Raw genomic sequence first — 18,094 nt, 5'->3', positions numbered from 1 at the left:
GAAGCAATCAGAGTTTGTTATATTTGCTAGTACAAATTAATGGAATACCTAGAGATGAAGATTCAGAATATATGTTGTATTGGTGCGGGTTATGTTGGCGGACCAACGATGTCGGTTATTGCTCAAAAATGCCCAGACATCAAAATTACCGTAGTCGATGTTAATGAAGCGCGAATTGCGGCATGGAATAGTGAAGATCTAAATCAGTTGCCTATTTATGAGCCGGGATTAAGTGAGGTCGTTCGGGAAGCTCGAGGTAGAAATTTGTTTTTTTCAACCGATGTGGATGCTGCCATTGAAAATGCGGATATGATTTTTATTTCTGTCAACACTCCGACGAAGACTTATGGTCTAGGTAAGGGAATGGCTTCGGACTTAAAATACATAGAACTCTGTGCGAGGCAGATTGCAAGAGTTGCTACCACGGATAAGATTGTTGTTGAAAAATCGACTTTACCCGTACGTACGGCTACAGCTTTAAAGAATATCTTAGATAATACGGGAAACTCGGTACAGTTTCAAATTTTATCCAATCCCGAATTTTTAGCTGAAGGTACAGCCGTTGAGGACCTTTTCTTCCCCGATCGTGTATTGATTGGTGGCGAAGAAACGGCAAAAGGCGAAGAAGCAGTTCAAGCCTTGGTCGATATATACTCCAGATGGGTTCCCGCTGACAAAATCCTAACTACCAACGTGTGGTCTTCTGAACTGTCAAAATTAACGGCCAACGCTTTTTTAGCACAAAGGGTGTCATCGATTAATGCTATATCGGAACTTTGTGAGAAAACCGGAGCTGATGTTACTGAAGTGGCAAAAGCCATTGGAATGGATAGCCGAATTGGATCTGAATTTTTAAAGGCATCAGTTGGCTTCGGAGGATCTTGCTTTCAAAAAGACATATTAAATCTGGTGTATATTGCTAAAAGCTATGGTTTAAACGAAGTTGCGGATTATTGGGAACAAGTGATTATCATGAATAATCATCAACGCGAACGCTTTGCTCATCGAATTGTAAAAACCTTATACAATACGGTTTCGGATAAGAAGATTGCCTTCTTGGGATGGGCTTTTAAAAAGAATACCAACGACAGTAGAGAATCTGCGGCTATTTATATAGCAGACTATCTGTTGAATGAACAGGCGTTAATCCAAGTTTATGATCCGAAAGTATCGGATCAGCAAATGTATTCCGATCTCAACTATTTGAATACCCGTTCAGAGGACGAAAATCAACGATTTGTTCAAGTACATTCAACACCTTATCAAGCCTGTGAAAACGTTCATGCTATCGCAGTATTAACTGAATGGGAGGAATTCAATTCCTATGATTGGGAAAAGATTTACAATCAAATGCAGAAGCCTGCTTTTATATTTGATGGGCGAAATGTTTTGGATAAAGGAAAATTAGAAAAAATCGGTTTTATATATGGTGCCATTGGGCGATAAAGTCGAATCCAATGAGGTGGCATTTAGAAACATAATATCCTTTAAAAAAGGAGCTTATTTCGATGGAAAGAACACAACATATTTCAGAGAATCATAAAATCATCCAAATAAATTTTCTCATCTAAAAGGGATATACTATTTTTGCTACTTCACGGAAATTGTGAATACATAGAATCGGTATCAAAGGTGGTACATTTTGCGAGATTAAGATTGAAGATAGGAAAACTATTAATAACTGGTTTGTTGTAAAACAAACACTGACGAAGCTGCATCACTAACATAAGACCGTTGAAAAAAAACATTATTTATATATGAAAGAAATTACAAAAGAAGTTTATCTAAAGTGGTATGAAGACATGCTGTTTTGGAGAAAGTTTGAAGACAAACTAGCGGCTTTATACATTCAACAAAAAGTAAGAGGTTTTTTACATTTATATAATGGGCAAGAAGCGGTATTAGCGGGAGCTTTGCACGCTATGAATCCATCAAAAGATAAGATGATTACGGCTTATAGAAACCACGTTCAACCGATCGGTTTAGGAGTAGATCCTAAGCGTATTATGGCAGAATTGTTAGGTAAGGCTACAGGAACTTCCCAAGGTTTGGGAGGATCGATGCATATCTTTTCTAAAGAACATAATTTCTATGGAGGTCACGGTATTGTAGGAGCGCAAATTCCTGTAGGTGCTGGATTGGCTTTTGCTGATAAATATTTTAATACGGGTGGAGTTACCATGACCTACTTTGGGGATGGTGCCGCACGACAAGGTTCTTTGCACGAGGCTTTTAATATGGCGATGCTATGGAAATTACCGGTTGTTTTTATTGTTGAAAACAACGGTTATGCTATGGGAACGTCTGTAGAGCGTACGGCAAACCATACCGATATTTGGAAACTAGGTTTGGGTTATGAAATGCCATGTGGACCTGTTGACGGTATGAATCCAATTAAAGTGGCTGAAGCCATGTATGAAGCTATTGAAAGAGCTCGTCGTGGTGATGGACCAACCTTTTTGGAGATGAAAACATACCGATACAGAGGACATTCCATGTCTGATGCGCAAAATTACCGATCTAAAGAAGAAGTAGAAGAGTACAAAAAAATAGATCCAATTACTCAAGTGTTGGATATTATATTGGAGAACAACTACGCAACGACTTCAGAAATCGAAGTAATTGATCAAAGAGTTAAAGATTTAGTTGCCGAATGTGAAAAATTCGCAGAAGATTCTCCTTACCCAGATAAAAATGTGATGTATGACGTTGTTTACGAACAAGAGAATTATCCTTTTTTACCTCATAAACTATAATTGATATGGCAGAAGTAATTACAATGCCGCGTTTGAGCGATACCATGACCGATGGTGTTGTAGCAACGTGGTTAAAGAAAGTTGGTGATAAAATTTCGGAAGGAGACATTCTAGCGGAAATTGAAACCGATAAAGCAACCATGGAATTTGAATCGTTCTATTCGGGTACTTTATTGTATATCGGACTTCAAGAAGGCGAATCAGCTCCAGTTGACTCCCTTTTGGCCATTATTGGAAATGAAGGAGAAGATATCTCGGCTTTAATCAAAGGTGGGACTGCTGCTGAAGTTAAAGAAGAAGTGAAAGCAGCAGCAAATCAAGCGGAAACAAAACCAATCGAAAAAGAAGCTGCTCCAGCAAAAACTACAAGTTTACCGAAAGGCGTTACCATAGTTACCATGCCTCGTTTAAGCGATACCATGACAGATGGGACCGTAGCAACTTGGATTAAAAAGGTCGGTGATAAGGTGGAAGAAGGCGACATACTCGCAGAAATTGAAACCGATAAAGCAACGATGGAATTTGAATCATTCCAGTCGGGTACTTTATTGTATGTAGGAATTCAAGAAGGAGAATCTGCTCCAGTTGATAGCGTTTTGGCAATTATCGGACCAGAAGGAACCGATGTGGAAGCCGCTCTTGCGAGTGGTGCAACTGCAACGGAAGTAACTACAGCCGATACAGAACAAACCCAAGCTAAAGACGCTGTTGTAGAAAACAAAAAAGAAACAACAGTAACGAGTTCAACCGAAGTCTCAAACCAACAAGAAGGAAGGGTATTTGCTTCGCCTTTAGCTAGAAAAATTGCTAAGGATAAAGGAATTTCACTTCAAGATGTAAAAGGTTCAGGAGAGAGCGGTAGAATTGTTAAAAAAGATATAGAGAATTTTACAGCCGTTGCCAAACCAGCAGCAGCAACTCCTGATGCCAAATCAGCGAGTCCTGTCAAAGCATTTGTAGCAGCAGGTGAGATAGACAGAGAAGAGATTAAAAACTCTTCGATGAGAAAAACCATCGCTCGTCGTTTAGGAGAATCTAAATTCACGGCACCACATTATTACTTAACTATAGAAATTGATATGGATGACGCTATAACATCTCGCGGTGTTATCAATGCTTTGCCAGATACTAAAGTTTCGTTTAATGATATGGTAGTTAAAGCCTGTGCAATGGCTCTTAAAAAACATCCTCAAGTAAATTCTCAATGGAAAGAAGATGTTACAATAATTAATCACCATGTGAATATTGGTGTTGCTGTTGCCGTAGAAGATGGATTGGTAGTACCGGTATTGCCGTTTACAGATCAGTTGAGTTTAACTCAAATTGGATCAGCAGTTAGAGATTTGGCTGGTAAAGCGAAATCTAAAAAACTACAACCTTCAGAAATGGATGGAAGTACTTTTACTGTGTCTAATTTGGGCATGTTTGGAATAAAGGAATTTACTTCAATCATCAATCAACCCAATTCAGCTATTTTATCTGTAGGAGCGATAGTGGAAAAACCAGTAGTTAAAAACGGTCAAATTGTTGTTGGAAATACCATGACAGTTACTTTGGCTTGTGACCATAGAACAGTTGATGGTGCTACAGGAGCTCAGTTTTTACAAACACTACGCAGTTTTATCGAAAACCCAGTAACGATGTTAGCATAACAAAATAGAATACAAGTGCAAAAACCCGTTTTGGAATACAAACGGGTTTTTGCGTTTTTACCAAATATTTTTTTAGAATGAAGTATTTCTGTGTTATTTTAGCTCTTTGGATGCTGAGTTGTTCGTCGCCTAAAACAAGTCAATATGCTAGTGTTCATGATGAGCAGTTTGTGAAAACCTTGACTTACTTGGCTTCGGATCAGTTGCAGGGGAGGGAAGCAGGTACTTTAGGTAATGACAAAGCAGCAGACTATTTAGAAGATTTTTTAATTCTAAATCAAGTGGAGCCCTATTTTAGTTCCTACAGAGATACTTTGTCCAATTTTGAAAGTACAACTTCAAATATTGTGGGTTGGATTCCTGGAAGGGATGCAAAACTCAAAAAAGAATATTTTATAATTGGTGCGCATTACGATCATATCGGTATCGTAAAAGAAATAGGGCAGATAGATACCATTGCTAATGGAGCAAATGACAATGCCTCGGGGACTGCGGTTGTAACGGAGTTAATTCGCTATTTTGCAAAGGCAAAGTCCAACAAAAGGACTTTGATTTTTGTGTTCTTTACAGCAGAGGAAAAAGGACTTTTAGGAGCGTATCATTTTGCTGAAAAACTAAAAAGTGAACAAGCTCCTGTGGTAGCCATGTTGAATTTTGAAATGTTGGGCGTTCCGATGAATAGTGAATTTATCGCATATTTGACGGGTGCTAAATTATCCAATATGCAGGATAAGATGAATCAGTTTGCCAATAAAAAATTAATAGGAAGTAGACCGCATGTCTCCTTAGATAATTTGTTTAAGCAGTCAGATAACTATCCGTTTTATCAAAAATTTCAAATACCTGCTCATACGTTGAGTTCATTTGATTTTGAAAATTACAACTATTATCATCACGTTAAAGATGAGGTCGATCAGTTAGATTTAAATCATTTAAGCGGATTTATTAATGAAATAATTCCAGTTGTTGAACAACTAGTGAATAGTGATTCACGAGAAATAAAACTAAATTAAAAGGAATGAAAAATGTAATTATAACAGGTACCAGTAGAGGAATTGGATTGGAAATGGCCTTGCAGTTTGCTGCTCAAGGACATCAGGTCTTGGCAATTTCTAGAAACATACCGGTTGCCTTAACAGGAAAGGCTAATATTCATTGTTTGTCAGCGGATATAACCAAGGCTGTTGATTTAGAAATCGTCAATGATTATATTAAAAAATCGTGGACTCATGTGGATATATTGATCAATAACGCTGGGGCGATTATCAATAAATCTTTTGAAGACATCACCGCTGAAGAATTTGAATATGTGTATAAAGTGAATGTTTTTGCTGTAGCTTCTATTATTCAAATTTGTCTGCCTTATTTAAACAACGGAAGTCATGTGGTGACCATCAGTAGTATGGGTGGTGTTCAGGGCAGTATGAAGTTTCCGGGCTTGGCTGCCTATAGTTCGAGTAAAGGAGCTGTAATTACCTTGTCGGAATTATTGGCGGAGGAATATAAGGAATTGGGCATTTCCTTTAATGTAATTGCTTTGGGGGCGGTTCAGACCGAAATGTTAGACGAAGCTTTTCCAGGGTATTTAGCACCTGTTGAGCCTTTTGAAATGGCAGAGTATATTGTGGATTTCTCACAAAATGGAAATAAATATTTTAACGGAAAAGTACTTCAAGCATCGAGTACAACTCCATAAAGGGTACAACAAGTGGAAGAGGTATTAGCACCTTATTTACCGGAAAATGCCTTATTACCAGCTTTCAAATTAATTCAGACGCATCAAGTTCATTTGAAAATTGTTAAAGAGCGCACAACCAGACACGGAGATTATCGCAGAGGTATGGATGGGCGACATCAGATTACGATTAATGCCAATTTGAATAAATACCGATTTCTAATGACCTTGATTCATGAGATTGCGCATTTGGTGGCTATTGAGCAATACGGTCGTAATATTAAACCTCACGGAATCGAATGGAAAAAAACCTTCCAGCGTTTGATGGTGCCTTTTATTCATCCAGCGGTTTATCCCAGTCAGATGTTGCCTTTGTTAGCTAGGCATTTCAGAAATCCCGCGGCTAGTAGTGATACCGACGCGGCTTTATCGATTGCGCTAAAACAATTTGATACCAATAGAGCAGAGGTGTTTTTTATTTATGAAGTGCCGTTGGGGAGTCATTTTAGGATTTCAAACGGTAAAATCTTTAAAAGAGGTCCTTTGCGTGTTAAACGCTTTGAATGTTTGGAGGTGAGTTCGGGTAGAATGTATACATTTAAACCCAATGCGGAAGTAGAATTACTTTCGGATTATGTACTTAAAAAAAGATAAATTTATGAGCAGTAATTATTATGCTGTAGTGATGGCAGGTGGAGTAGGATCTCGGTTTTGGCCGGTGAGTACTCCGGAGTTTCCCAAGCAATTTCACGACATGTTAGGTACTGGAGAAACGTTAATTCAAAAAACGTTCTCGAGGTTATCTCAACTGATTCCCGTAGAGAATATTTTGATTTTGACCAATAAATCATATAAAGATATTGTCATGGAGCAATTGCCGTTTGTAGACCAAAATCAAGTGATTTTGGAACCGGATATGCGCAATACTGCACCCTGTATCTTATATGCAGCCATGAAGATTAAAGCCAAAAATCCCAATGCAGTAATGCTTGTTGCACCTAGTGATCACTGGATTGAAGATGAAGTGCAATTCGTGGCCAATCTGCAAAGAACTTTTGATATTTGCGAACGCGAAAATGTATTGATGACTTTAGGTATTTTACCGACGTTCCCAAACACGGGCTATGGTTATATCGAATTTGATAAATTGGATTCGAGCCAGGTCAAAAAGGTGGTGCAATTTAGAGAAAAACCCGATTATGTTACCGCGCGAAAATTTATTCAAAGCAGACATTTTCTATGGAACTCTGGAATTTTTATTTGGAGCGTTTCAGCTATTTTAGAAGCGTTTAGTAAATTCCAACCGGATATGATGTCACTTTTTGAGCGTGGAGAAGCTTACTACAATACCGATCAAGAAGAGCATTTTATCTTAGAGAACTATTCCAAGGCTGAGAATATTTCGATCGATTATGCAATTATGGAAAACGCGTCTAACGTATTTGTATTGCCAGCAACATTTGATTGGAATGATTTGGGTACCTGGGGATCCCTTTATGAAAAACTGCCTAAGGATGCAGGTGATAATGCTATCATTAATGCTCGAGCGGTAATGGATCATGCTACCAATAATATTGTTCGTACCGAAACGGATAAACTCGTGGTGATCGACGGACTACATGATTATATTGTTGTAGACGAAAAAGATGTGCTGTTGATTTATCCCAAAAAGAAGGAACAAGACATTAAGAAAATACTGTCCAAAACAGAACAACTTTTTCCAAAAACAAAAGATTAACTAAGAAACGAACTGAATTAACGGTTCGTTTCTTGTTTGTGGTGTCATCTATAGGGAACAGTTGTTTCTAATGGGGTTTAAGCGCAGATGATCGTGATGCCGACCTCTTTTTGCCTACGCCTCAAAAGTTGTTTAAAACACATTAAATAACGAGGGGTTGCGTGCAGTTAAGGTGTTTGGGTATCCAAAAATGTTTATCAATAGCTAATAAATAAAAAAGAGTACCCTTAGAAGGTACTCTCTCTTAAACTATTTTAAGAATTATAACTAACAGGCCTAAAAATACATAATTAATTTATAATTAGGGCGATATATTTTACTTTTTATTAGGTTCCATCTGCAAACTGACTCTTCGGATCTCTTTAAATAGCTCAGAAGAGTAGACAAAGTCGATGATGTCTTCGTTTTCAGTGCGTAGAATTTCTTTGTGTGTACCTGTCCATGCCAATACACCATCCTTTAAAAATACGATATTTTCGCCAATTTCCAAAACGGAATTCATATCGTGGGTATTGATGACTGTAGTGATTTGATATTCGTGTGTAATCTCTTGGATCAAGTTGTCAATAACGATAGCCGTTTTTGGATCTAAGCCCGAGTTGGGTTCGTCACAAAATAAATATTTCGGATTATTTACAATAGCCCTAGCAATGGCAACTCGTTTCTGCATACCTCCAGAAATTTCAGAGGGCAATTTTTTATTAGCACCTTCTAAGTTAACGCGATCGATAACTTCATTGGCACGCATCATGATCTCTTTAGTGGTCTTGGTCGTAAACATACGCAATGGAAAAGCGATGTTTTCCTCAACAGTCATCGAATCAAATAGAGCACTTCCCTGGAAAACCATACCGATTTCGGTTCTAAGCGTTCGTTTGTCATCTTTGCTGAGATCTGAGTATACCCGTCCATCAAAAATGATTTTTCCGGTATCTGGAATATGAACTCCCAAAAGGGTCTTAAGTAAAACGGTCTTACCTGATCCACTTTGGCCAATGATAAGATTGGTTTTTCCAGTTTCAAAAGTAGTACTAATTCCCTTTAAAACTTTTTGTCCGTCGAAGGATTTTTCAATATCTTGAACTTCTATCATTTGCTTAAAAGTAATTGTGTTAATACATAGTTGGTAAGAATGATTGCCACACTAGTCCATACAAAGGCAGTCGTACTCGCTTTACCAACTTCTAAGGCTCCACCACTCATATAATAACCGTAAAAGGAAGGAATAGTTCCTAATAAGAATCCAAAAAGAGCGGTTTTAATAAAAGCGTAAACGATATGAAAAGGAATAAATTCATCTTGTAATCCGGTAATAAACTCTTCAGAGCTAACAAAACCTCCGGCAACACCAGCAACCCATCCTCCTAATACACCTAAAAACATACTGATACCAATTACAAAAGGGTAGAGTGATAAGGCAACCAATTTAGGAAACACCAAATAGTTTAAGGAATTGATTCCCATAACCTCCAGAGCATCAATTTGCTCGGTAACTCGCATGGTTCCAATTGTTGAAGTGATAAAAGATCCCATTTTACCAGCCATGATGATGGATATAAAAGTAGGCGCAAATTCCAAAATTACCGATTGTCGAGTTGCGAAACCGATAAGGTATTTGGGGATTAGCGGATTGGTTAAGTTAAGGGCGGTTTGTATGGCTACTACACCACCGACAAAGAAGGAAAGAAAAGCGACGATTCCCAAAGAGCCGATGATTAACTCATCGATTTCCTTAAAGATTAATTCGCGCATAACACTCCATTTAGTCGGTCTGCTAAAAATATCTTTTAGCATAATGAAGTATTTCCCTATTTGAGTTAATATCTGTCGAATCATAGATTTAAAAATAATGGCTAAATTACCAATTACAATTGAGTTTCTGTATGCTGAACTAAAAAAATGACCTATATTAATTTAGATTTTATTTTTTTCCAACGATAGTTTCTAATAAAACGCCCTTGTTCATCCGTTACCAAATAAGGGACCTGTTGTTTTTTGGCTTGATAATAACCTTGAATATAATCAAAAAACAGCGAAGGTTTTTGTTTTTTGAGAGCTAATTTTAAAGCGGCGATAGCAGTTATTGCAATGCCGTATTGTAATCTGTAAAAAGCTTCACCTTGCTTATAACGCGCTGCTTTGTTATAGACAGCTCCAGTAGGTTTCAGATGTTTAACGTGTAAATGGGGTAAAGTGACGATTTTCCAATGGTAAAAACGACATAATAACTCATCAACCGTATCCCAACCCATGGCCGGTTTTAACCCGCCCATTTGTTCATAAAATGTTTTACGATAGGATTTAAAAGCTCCACGAATGTGATCTTTATCGGTTAAGTTTTCCAATACCCATCGGCCATTTTTTTCGATATAGGCAAATCCCCCAGCCATACCCACTGCTGCATCCTTCTCAAAAACAGCCATGATTTCTTCAAAATACCGAGTAGGTAAAATTAAATCGGCATCTAATTTTACAAGCACATCGTAAGAGGCATCCAATTGATTAAAGCCTTCTTGAAAGGCCTGTATGACTTTGCTTCCCGGTAAGTGTATGTTTTCAGACTGTTTGTGAATCAATTGAATCCAAGGATACCTCGCTTGAAATTCCAAGACTATAGCGGCGGTTTCATCGGTCGAGTTATCATCAACCACTACAACTTTATTCGGCAGTTTGGTTTGCTCGACTATGGACTGTAAAGTTTGCGCAATAAAAGCTTGTTCGTTATAGGCTGGTACGATAATGCAATACTCCATTATTTTATTTTTTCGGCATAAACCATATAATACCGGGGTGTGAATAAACGCAATAGCGGACGAATTCCCAATTTACTAACGGGATTGGTCCATTTCCGACGGTCTAAAATTTGATATCCAGACTTCTCTAATAACCAATCAAGTTGCCAACTTTCAAACTCGTGGTAATGACGGTCGCGTAGATCTGTCTTACTTTGGTAAGCTGGGCTAAACCAAAGTCTTAAAGGAACGGATAAAATAATTTTGTCCGCTCTACAGTTTTTTAAAACGGTGTACGGATTGAGTAAATGCTCAAATATTTCAAAGGCCGTCATTGCGGTATAGTTATTAGAAGTCAATGCTGAGAAGTCTTCATCCAGATCTTCTCCGAGTGTGTTGTGAACATCAAATCCCTTTGCTGTCATTAAATTGGACAGCGGATTAGCAACTCCCAAATCGAGGATCTGATCAGATTTAGAAAGGTGTTTTTCTATAAAGTCCAAAGTGATTTGGAAGCGTTTCGTAGGGTAAGTATTTTCGTACATATTAGTTTATAGAAAAGTTGAATGGACAAAGTTAAAAAAAATAGTCGTTTACCGTTTTTAGAAAGTATATTTGTATTTATATTCATATAAATCAATGGGTAAAAAAATTTCCACCAAACAAGCCGTGCTGTTTACCGTAATTAATTACGTAGGGGTATTGATTGGAATTGTTTCTACCATCTTGATCTACCCTAGAAATAAAGAGTTGTTGGGCATCATACGCTATGTTGAAGCCTGTACGCAAATCATGTTTCCCATTCTAGTTTTGGGAAGCACTCATGCCCTGATCAATTTCTACCCAAATCTCAACGCGAAGTTACAACAGAAATTGTTTGGCTTTAGTCTGGTTTCGATTTTTAAATTAGCCGTAGTGATGTTGGTTCTTTTGTGGATCAGTACAGCTTTTTCATGGTCTGAACCAATGGACTATATTTGGATGGCTTTTATCTTATCCATTTTTATGGCGTATATAGAATTGTTTCGAAGACAGGCAACCAACTTGCAGAAATTAGCGGTTCCTACTTTATACGAGAAAATTATTCCGAAAATTACCTTACCGATTTTGTTCCTATTGGTGATGTATAAAACCATAACCATAAATAGCGCCTTGTGGATTTATGTATTTACTTTTGGCTTTATTATGGTTTTAGTAGGCTACTATGTCTATAAAAATTACGCCTTTAGAATTCACAGACATTTTGATGATCTTTTTGCTGAGGTCAGCAAAAAACAATACTATTCCTATAGCTTATATTCGTTTGCGGGGAGTTTTGGTGCTTTTTTCGCCTTTAGAGTAGATTCACTAATGATTCCGAATTTTATCTCTTTTGAGGCTAATGGAACATACAATATCGGGGTGACTTTGGCTTCTGCTTTATCGATTCCTGCTACAGGCGTTTTTGCGTTATATGCACCAATAATCTCTGATTTTATTAAGAACAAGCAATGGCGCGAATTGAATGATAAGTATAAAGAGATTTCAAAAACTTTGTTTTTTATTGCGGCTTTACTCTATTCCTGTATAGTGGTAGGCATAGAACCTCTTTTTAAAATGATGCCTACTTATGATAATTTGGCAGCATCGATTCCCGTTATTTTGTTGTTGGGACTAAATGTGGTGATCAATATGTCGACAGGCTTTAATACGGAGATTATATCGTATTCCAAGTATTATAGATTTAATTTGATCTCGATCTTATCACTGATGGTGCTCAACGTAGCATTAAATCTTATTTTACTAACGCAAACGGACTTAGGGATACTTGGAGTGGCATATTCTTCCTTGGCATCGTTAGCGTTGTTTAATGCGGCAAAAACTTTTTACATCTATAAGACCATGCATTTATTGCCATTTGATTGGGATTTTCTTAAGATGATCGGAGTATTCGGACTTACTTTATTGGTGGTATATTCCTTGCCTTTTCTATATGTGGATTTTGTTGACTTTAGTGTGAAAGTGGTTTTGGTACTTATAATCAATACGGCCGTAATGTATTTTAGTTCTTGGTGCCCTCCAATCAAATATTGGATAAAACGGGTCATTGGAAACTAGTTGACTTTGTACAGTGGTAAATAAGCCCTAGTGAATAACTGATTTCTATGTGCAGTTATTCACTTGGACTGTTCTCTATATCATTTTTAAAATTGATATACCATGGCGTTGATATTCATACCTCCACCAACCGATGCAAATAGAATAACATCTCCTTTCTCAAATTGGTGATGAATCATTTCTTTACGCATGATCATATCAAATAGAGTAGGTAACGTGGCAACACTACTATTCCCTAACATATGGATACTCATGGGCATAATGTTTTCAGGCACTTCCTTGTCGTAAAGTTTGTAAAAACGCGAAACAATTGCTTCATCCATTTTTTCATTGGCTTGATGAATGATTATTTTTTTTAGTTGATCTATGGCTACACCGCTTTTGTCCAAACAATTCTTCATGGCTTGCGGTACTTGCTGTAAGGCAAATTCGTAGATTTTTCGACCGTGCATTTTTATATATCGCGTATCGGGATCTAGGTCTGGATTATAGGACTTTCCGAAAAACAGATAGAAGGCCTCTTCATAGGTAAAAGAACCCGTTTCATGCGCTAAAATTCCGCCTTCACTAGCATCAAATTCATAAATAGTTGCACCTGCTCCATCGGCGTAAATCATCGAATCTCTATCGTGGAGATCAATAACTCGAGAGAGCGTTTCGGCACCAATTACCAGACATCTTTTGGCAATTCCAGCATCTATAAATGCCTTTGCTTGTATAGATCCTTCGAGCCAACCCGGACAACCAAATAAAATGTCGTAAGCAACACAACGCGAATTTTTAATGCGCAGGTTGTGTTTAACCCGTGCAGCCAAAGTGGGTAACAAATCCGTCTGGATAGCTCCCTTTTTTACATCGCCAAAATTATGTGCAAAGATGATGTAGTCCAAAGTTTCTGGATCAATTTGTGCCGCTTCTAGGGCTTTTTGTGCCGCGTAAAAACCCATATCAGACGTCAATTTGTCGTCGTCGATATATCGCCTTTCTTCGATTCCCGTAATCTCTTGAAGTTTTCTGGCAATAACTTCGTTAGAATGTTTTAATACCGTTCCGTGTTCGTCCCGAAAATCGAATTTGTCAAAATCTTTATTAGTTACCGCGTTTTTAGGGACAAAACTTCCCGAACCAATTATCCTTACCCCCATGTTTCTCTGTTGAATTTTATTTGCTAACGCGTAAAATAGTACTTAATTATTGAAGGTTTATGAATTATTAAATCTTTCAATATATATAAAAGTAGTAATTAATTTCTAGTTAGTAATCAAAGACAATTATTATTTCTGCAGTCGGATTTATTAAATTTTATATAATATACAAAATCAATACTTAATACGCAGATTATTAGTTGTATGTAGCCGAAATAGCGTTTTTTGTTTTTCATTTTTACCGACTACAATTTTTTATATATTTCAAAGAAGCTGTTGTTTAGAGCGAATTTGCTGTTAATTATTGTTAGAAATATATTGTTAAAAAAACCACATTCCGCAGCTATATTTATTTAGATTGATTTAAAATAAAGTTAGTAAAAAATTATGTTATAAGAATTTTATCTAATAGTTTTGCATTATTAAAATTCAGTCTAAATAAATATAAAACAAATGAAAAAAATTAAATGGAGCGTTTTAGCAATGCTTTTAGCAGGAGTCATTACCACATCATGTGATAAAAGTGATGATAGTACACCAGTCAATCCCATCCAAAAAGGGGAGGAGCGATATGTCATTGCTGCAGTGCCGGTTGAATTTTCAGATACCGCCGATTATTTGTTAACCTCCGAGACTTTAGAGAGTGGTAGTATTACAACCTCGGGTAATGGGATTGAGCAAGATGGCTACCGCTATTATTTAACGGTTAAAAACAAGTTTTATAGTATGTTGTACGGACAAGGTGGACCTGGTGCTGTGACTACCTATAGTCTTAGTACAAACGGGAAACTGCAGAAAACCAATGATTTTGTGACAGAAACTGTACAAGTTATATCGGAAGTAGGCGGTGATATAATGTTGTGTAAAGTACCGCGTTCTGGTCAAACAGAAGCAAGATGGTTTAATATAGATACCAATAAGAACGAGATTGTAAATAGCGGTGCTATTGATATCGTTCAATTGGCCAATAATGGAGAAAGAGCACATTTTACCGGTTTTACTCTAGTTGGAAATAAGCTAGTAGCTCCGTATATGAGTATACGTGGTGTTGCAGGTGGTGATGTTTGGGGAACTTCTTACCCGAATACCAGTTGGGCAGCGGTCTATTCTTATCCGAGTATGACTTTGGAAAAAGTGATTACCGACAGCAGAACGAGTTATTTGGGCGGCTATTACCTCAACGGTTTGGCTCGTGTTGAAAATGGCGATGCTTACGGATTCTCTTCAGCCAATGTTAAAGGGGATCAAGATCAATTATTGACAACAAATCCTTCTGCGATTGTTAAAATAAGCGGAAAAACAGTTGATTTTGACAGCAGTTACTTCTTTAATTTAGAACAGGTTTCTGGTGGTGCTTATATCGTTGATTTTAAATACGCAGGAGAAGGAAATTTTATAGCTCGTATGATTGATGACAAAGGATCCAACAATGATGAAATCAAATTTGCGGCAATTAATGTGTACAATAAAACTTTTAAATGGGTAACTGGCTTGCCAAGCAATCTTAAGGACAGTGGTTTTGCAACTAAAGGTGATTATGCTCCAATGGACGGTAAAACCGTTTTTGTAGGTATCAATGCTCCTGAGGGATCTTTTGTATATAAATTTGATGCTGTTGCGGCAACTGCAACGAAAGGATTGAAAGTAGAAGGGGGTAGAATTACGGCTATCTCTAAAGTATCCGCGGAATAATTTATAAATTTTAAAAAAACAGAAACAACTCCATAGGGAGTTGTTTCTGTTTTTGGAATTCATATAAACTGATAAAAAAATTCAGCATGAAAAAACGGATAAATTGGATTGTTTTGGTGCTTATATTGGTTGTCCAAACGAATTTTGCCCAGCAATCTAAAAAGATTTCGGGTAAGGTCACCGATCAAGATGGGATTGCTATAGCTAAAGTTATGGTTGTTTTAAGAGAAACCAATAAATTTTCTGAAACCAATAGTAAGGGAGAGTATAGCTTTAATAATGTTAAGAATGGCGATTATACGCTGGATGTAAATGACATCGGTTTTGAAGTCTATTCTGAGAAAATCAGCCTAAAAGATGTTAGTATTGTCTTGGCTATTCGATTGGAAAGCAAAATAAGTACCTTGTCTGAAATAAATATCACAGCTAAAGATCAAATTCAACAAGTCAAAGAAAAAGCTTTTAACGTCGCAGTAATTGATGCCGTTAAGTTGCACAATACGACCATGGATATAGGGCATGCACTCAATAAGGTGTCGGGGATGCGTGTACGAGAAAGTGGAGGAGTGGGATCAACGATGAATTTTGCACTAAATGGCTACGGCGGAAATCAAATCAAGTTTTTCTTAGATGGAATTCCAATGGATAATTTTGGTTCAGCTTTTCAACTCAACAACATTCCTATTAATGTTGCCAAACGAATAGAGATTTACAAAGGTGTCGTTCCCGTTGGTCTCGGTTCAGATGCCTTAGGTGGCGCTATTAATATCATCACCAATAATTATAGTAAAACCAGTTTGGATATGTCGTATTCTTATGGTTCCTTTAATACGCACCGTTCTAATGTTAACTTTATTTATGCAACGGATAATGGTTTTTTTACTCAAATCAATGCCTTTCAAAATTTTTCCGATAATGATTATAAGGTCCAAGTCGATTTATACGATTTGAATTCGGGGAAACTGATTGAAAAGAATAAAAAGCTAAAGCGCTTCCACGATCAATATCACAACGAAACGTTTATTGGGCAAATTGGATTTATCAATAAAAGGTTTGCCGATAAGCTCGCCTTCGGAATTACATTGGGCCAAAGTTATAAGGAAATCCAAACCGGAGCACGGATGGAAACGATTTTTGGAGGGCTACATCATCGAGCAAATATCGTTATGCCAACCTTCGTGTATCAAAAGAAGAATTTAATACTCGACGGTTTAAATCTTAATGTCAATGCCAATTATAACTTGGGTACTGAGCAGAACATCGATACGCTGTATAGAAGATATGGATGGACCGGGGATTATATTGACTATCAATTGCAGAATAAGAAAAAGGGGGGAGAACGAGATTATTCGATGTATAAATACAAAAACAACAACGGAATGATCTCGTCTTCGTTAAATTACCAATGGAATGCAAATCACAGTATATCTTTGAGCAACACTATTAACCTGTTCAATAGAAAAGGCACTGATGAATTGTTTCCAGAAGCTCAGAAATACGAACAACCGGCAAAAACCACAAAAAATATTTCGGGCTTGGGATATCAATTTACTCCCAATACCACTTGGAGCGCTTCGGCATTTGTCAAGTATTACAATCAAGTGAATAAATACAGTCAATCCTATAATCCCAGTGGAAAATGGGGTGACATTGCTTATCAAGAGTTTGAAAAAAAGTATGACGAATACGGTTATGGTTTAACGGCATCGTATTTTATACACGACAATTTTCAAGTAAAGGCCTCTTTTGAAAAAGCAATAAGACTACCCGACAACAGTGAGATTTTCGGCGATATGATTAATATTATTGGCGACGTTAATTTACGACCAGAAACCAGTGAAAATTATAATCTGGGTTTTAATTATCAGCTGCCAATCAACGAAAACCGTTTGGTTTTCGATACGAATCTATTCTATCGGGACTCCAAGGACTTTATTAGACAAAAGTTGGACTTTAAAGAAAACTATCAAATGTCTGAAAATCTTGCTGCTGTAATTAATTATGGAATTGAAGCAGAATGGAGGTATCTGTACAAAGACAAGTTCGCTGTTGGAATCAATGGGACCTATCAGAGAATGTTGAATAATACTAAATATGTCGAAGGTGTTCAAAGTATAGTTTATAAAGATCGTTTGCCTAACGTACCCTATTTTTATGGAAACTTGGATGCCTCTTATACTCTTAAAGACCTATGGAATGATAAAGGTGACCATTTGACTTTGGGTTATTCGATGATGTACATTCATGAGTTTTATTTGCTTTGGCCTAGTCAAGGCGATAAAAACAACGGAAAACGATTGATTCCAGAACAGATTACTCATGATTTTATTGCGACTTATACCTTAGGTAAAAAAGAGAAATTTCAATTCACTTTTGAATGCCGCAATCTTTGGGATAAATTGGTATACGACAACTTTAGTTTGCAAAAACCCGGTAGGAGTTTTTCAGGAAAAGTTCGATACTTCTTTTAAGTGATTCGAAAAACTATTTTTATTTTAATAAAGAGGCTATCTCAAAAGGGTAGCCTCTTCGTTTTTACGATTATAATTAAACCGTTAAAACCAATCACATCATCCGTTTTTAAGTGAAAAATATGGCAAAAACAGT

Annotated in this window: 15 protein-coding genes; 10 read left to right on the top strand and 5 right to left on the bottom strand. The window is 37.0% G+C overall.

Annotation, left to right across the window (positions count from 1 at the left end):
* The first annotated feature begins 54 nt into the window (after nucleotides 1-54).
* From L1275_RS02920 to L1275_RS02890, 7 genes are all read left to right on the top strand, one after another.
* Entirely contained in the window at nucleotides 55-1,446 is a 1,392-nt protein-coding gene (locus L1275_RS02920) for a nucleotide sugar dehydrogenase (RefSeq protein ID WP_253470022.1), read from the top strand.
* A 311-nt stretch (nucleotides 1,447-1,757) separates the two neighbouring features.
* Nucleotides 1,758-2,756 (top strand): pyruvate dehydrogenase (acetyl-transferring) E1 component subunit alpha, encoded by a 999-nt coding sequence (pdhA, locus tag L1275_RS02915; protein WP_253469500.1) that lies wholly within the window; start codon nucleotides 1,758-1,760, stop codon nucleotides 2,754-2,756.
* A gap of 5 nt (nucleotides 2,757-2,761) precedes the next feature.
* The gene (locus tag L1275_RS02910) at nucleotides 2,762-4,408 is read left to right on the top strand and encodes a pyruvate dehydrogenase complex dihydrolipoamide acetyltransferase (RefSeq protein ID WP_253469497.1); all 1,647 of its coding nucleotides are present in this window, start codon (nucleotides 2,762-2,764) and stop codon (nucleotides 4,406-4,408) included.
* Between the two features lie 77 nt (nucleotides 4,409-4,485).
* Nucleotides 4,486-5,421: a M20/M25/M40 family metallo-hydrolase gene (locus L1275_RS02905; protein ID WP_253469494.1), complete on the top strand. Its 936-nt coding sequence runs from the start codon at nucleotides 4,486-4,488 to the stop codon at nucleotides 5,419-5,421.
* Between the two features lie 5 nt (nucleotides 5,422-5,426).
* The gene (locus L1275_RS02900; RefSeq protein WP_253469491.1) at nucleotides 5,427-6,104 is read left to right on the top strand and encodes an SDR family oxidoreductase; all 678 of its coding nucleotides are present in this window, start codon (nucleotides 5,427-5,429) and stop codon (nucleotides 6,102-6,104) included.
* 12 nt (nucleotides 6,105-6,116) lie between these two features.
* Entirely contained in the window at nucleotides 6,117-6,737 is a 621-nt protein-coding gene (locus L1275_RS02895; protein ID WP_253469488.1) for a SprT-like domain-containing protein, read from the top strand.
* 4 nt (nucleotides 6,738-6,741) lie between these two features.
* A complete protein-coding gene (locus L1275_RS02890) occupies nucleotides 6,742-7,821 on the top strand; it encodes a mannose-1-phosphate guanylyltransferase (protein ID WP_253469485.1) in 1,080 nt (359 codons plus the stop codon).
* Between the two features lie 316 nt (nucleotides 7,822-8,137).
* Here L1275_RS02890 and L1275_RS02885 read toward each other — a convergent pair whose 3' ends face one another.
* The 4 genes from L1275_RS02885 to L1275_RS02870 all read right to left on the bottom strand — a co-directional run bounded on the left by L1275_RS02885 (nucleotide 8,138) and on the right by L1275_RS02870 (nucleotide 11,098).
* On the bottom strand, nucleotides 8,138-8,914 hold the full coding sequence (locus L1275_RS02885) for an ABC transporter ATP-binding protein (protein ID WP_253469482.1): 777 nt from the start codon (nucleotides 8,912-8,914) through the stop codon (nucleotides 8,138-8,140).
* Nucleotides 8,911-9,657, bottom strand: a complete 747-nt coding sequence (locus tag L1275_RS02880; protein ID WP_253469479.1) for an ABC transporter permease — start codon at nucleotides 9,655-9,657, stop codon at nucleotides 8,911-8,913. Before L1275_RS02880 ends, L1275_RS02885 begins: the two co-directional genes overlap by 4 nt.
* 68 nt (nucleotides 9,658-9,725) lie before the next feature.
* Entirely contained in the window at nucleotides 9,726-10,574 is an 849-nt protein-coding gene (locus L1275_RS02875; protein WP_253469476.1) for a glycosyltransferase family A protein, read from the bottom strand.
* Nucleotides 10,574-11,098 (bottom strand): methyltransferase, encoded by a 525-nt coding sequence (locus L1275_RS02870; protein WP_253469473.1) that lies wholly within the window; start codon nucleotides 11,096-11,098, stop codon nucleotides 10,574-10,576. Before L1275_RS02870 ends, L1275_RS02875 begins: the two co-directional genes overlap by 1 nt.
* Before the next feature lie 94 nt (nucleotides 11,099-11,192).
* On the opposite strand from L1275_RS02870, the gene L1275_RS02865 reads away from it, so the two are divergent.
* Entirely contained in the window at nucleotides 11,193-12,650 is a 1,458-nt protein-coding gene (locus L1275_RS02865) for a hypothetical protein (RefSeq protein WP_253469470.1), read from the top strand.
* 86 nt (nucleotides 12,651-12,736) lie between these two features.
* Here the strand turns inward: L1275_RS02865 and L1275_RS02860 are convergent, their stop codons facing one another.
* Complete coding sequence (locus L1275_RS02860; protein ID WP_253469467.1) at nucleotides 12,737-13,795, bottom strand: 3-oxoacyl-ACP synthase III family protein; 1,059 nt, start codon at nucleotides 13,793-13,795, stop codon at nucleotides 12,737-12,739.
* A gap of 453 nt (nucleotides 13,796-14,248) precedes the next feature.
* Between L1275_RS02860 and L1275_RS02855 the strand changes: the two genes are divergently transcribed.
* Nucleotides 14,249-15,487, top strand: coding sequence for a DUF4374 domain-containing protein (locus L1275_RS02855; protein WP_253469464.1), 1,239 nt, complete (start codon nucleotides 14,249-14,251; stop codon nucleotides 15,485-15,487).
* Between the two features lie 86 nt (nucleotides 15,488-15,573).
* A complete protein-coding gene (locus L1275_RS02850) occupies nucleotides 15,574-17,958 on the top strand; it encodes a TonB-dependent receptor domain-containing protein (protein ID WP_253469459.1) in 2,385 nt (794 codons plus the stop codon).
* Nucleotides 17,959-18,094 lie beyond the last annotated feature (136 nt).

The sequence above is a fragment of the Flavobacterium sp. HSC-61S13 genome (genome assembly GCF_024171535.1).
Lineage (GTDB): Bacteria > Bacteroidota > Bacteroidia > Flavobacteriales > Flavobacteriaceae > Flavobacterium.
The sequence above is the reverse complement of the archived record's forward strand: the minus strand, read 5'-3'. Positions and strand labels throughout refer to the sequence as shown.

Bases quoted from the DNA above. Each gene is read 5' to 3' on its own strand.
- L1275_RS02920 (WP_253470022.1), top strand. From the start codon at position 55: ATGAAGATTCAGAATATATGTTGTATTGGTGCGGGTTATGTTGGCGGA.
- pdhA (WP_253469500.1), top strand. From the start codon at position 1,758: ATGAAAGAAATTACAAAAGAAGTTTATCTAAAGTGGTATGAAGACATG.
- L1275_RS02910 (WP_253469497.1), top strand. From the start codon at position 2,762: ATGGCAGAAGTAATTACAATGCCGCGTTTGAGCGATACCATGACCGAT.
- L1275_RS02905 (WP_253469494.1), top strand. From the start codon at position 4,486: ATGAAGTATTTCTGTGTTATTTTAGCTCTTTGGATGCTGAGTTGTTCG.
- L1275_RS02900 (WP_253469491.1), top strand. From the start codon at position 5,427: ATGAAAAATGTAATTATAACAGGTACCAGTAGAGGAATTGGATTGGAA.
- L1275_RS02890 (WP_253469485.1), top strand. From the start codon at position 6,742: ATGAGCAGTAATTATTATGCTGTAGTGATGGCAGGTGGAGTAGGATCT.
- L1275_RS02885 (WP_253469482.1), bottom strand. From the start codon at position 8,914: ATGATAGAAGTTCAAGATATTGAAAAATCCTTCGACGGACAAAAAGTT.
- L1275_RS02880 (WP_253469479.1), bottom strand. From the start codon at position 9,657: ATGATTCGACAGATATTAACTCAAATAGGGAAATACTTCATTATGCTA.
- L1275_RS02875 (WP_253469476.1), bottom strand. From the start codon at position 10,574: ATGGAGTATTGCATTATCGTACCAGCCTATAACGAACAAGCTTTTATT.
- L1275_RS02870 (WP_253469473.1), bottom strand. From the start codon at position 11,098: ATGTACGAAAATACTTACCCTACGAAACGCTTCCAAATCACTTTGGAC.
- L1275_RS02865 (WP_253469470.1), top strand. From the start codon at position 11,193: ATGGGTAAAAAAATTTCCACCAAACAAGCCGTGCTGTTTACCGTAATT.
- L1275_RS02860 (WP_253469467.1), bottom strand. From the start codon at position 13,795: ATGGGGGTAAGGATAATTGGTTCGGGAAGTTTTGTCCCTAAAAACGCG.
- L1275_RS02855 (WP_253469464.1), top strand. From the start codon at position 14,249: ATGAAAAAAATTAAATGGAGCGTTTTAGCAATGCTTTTAGCAGGAGTC.
- L1275_RS02850 (WP_253469459.1), top strand. From the start codon at position 15,574: ATGAAAAAACGGATAAATTGGATTGTTTTGGTGCTTATATTGGTTGTC.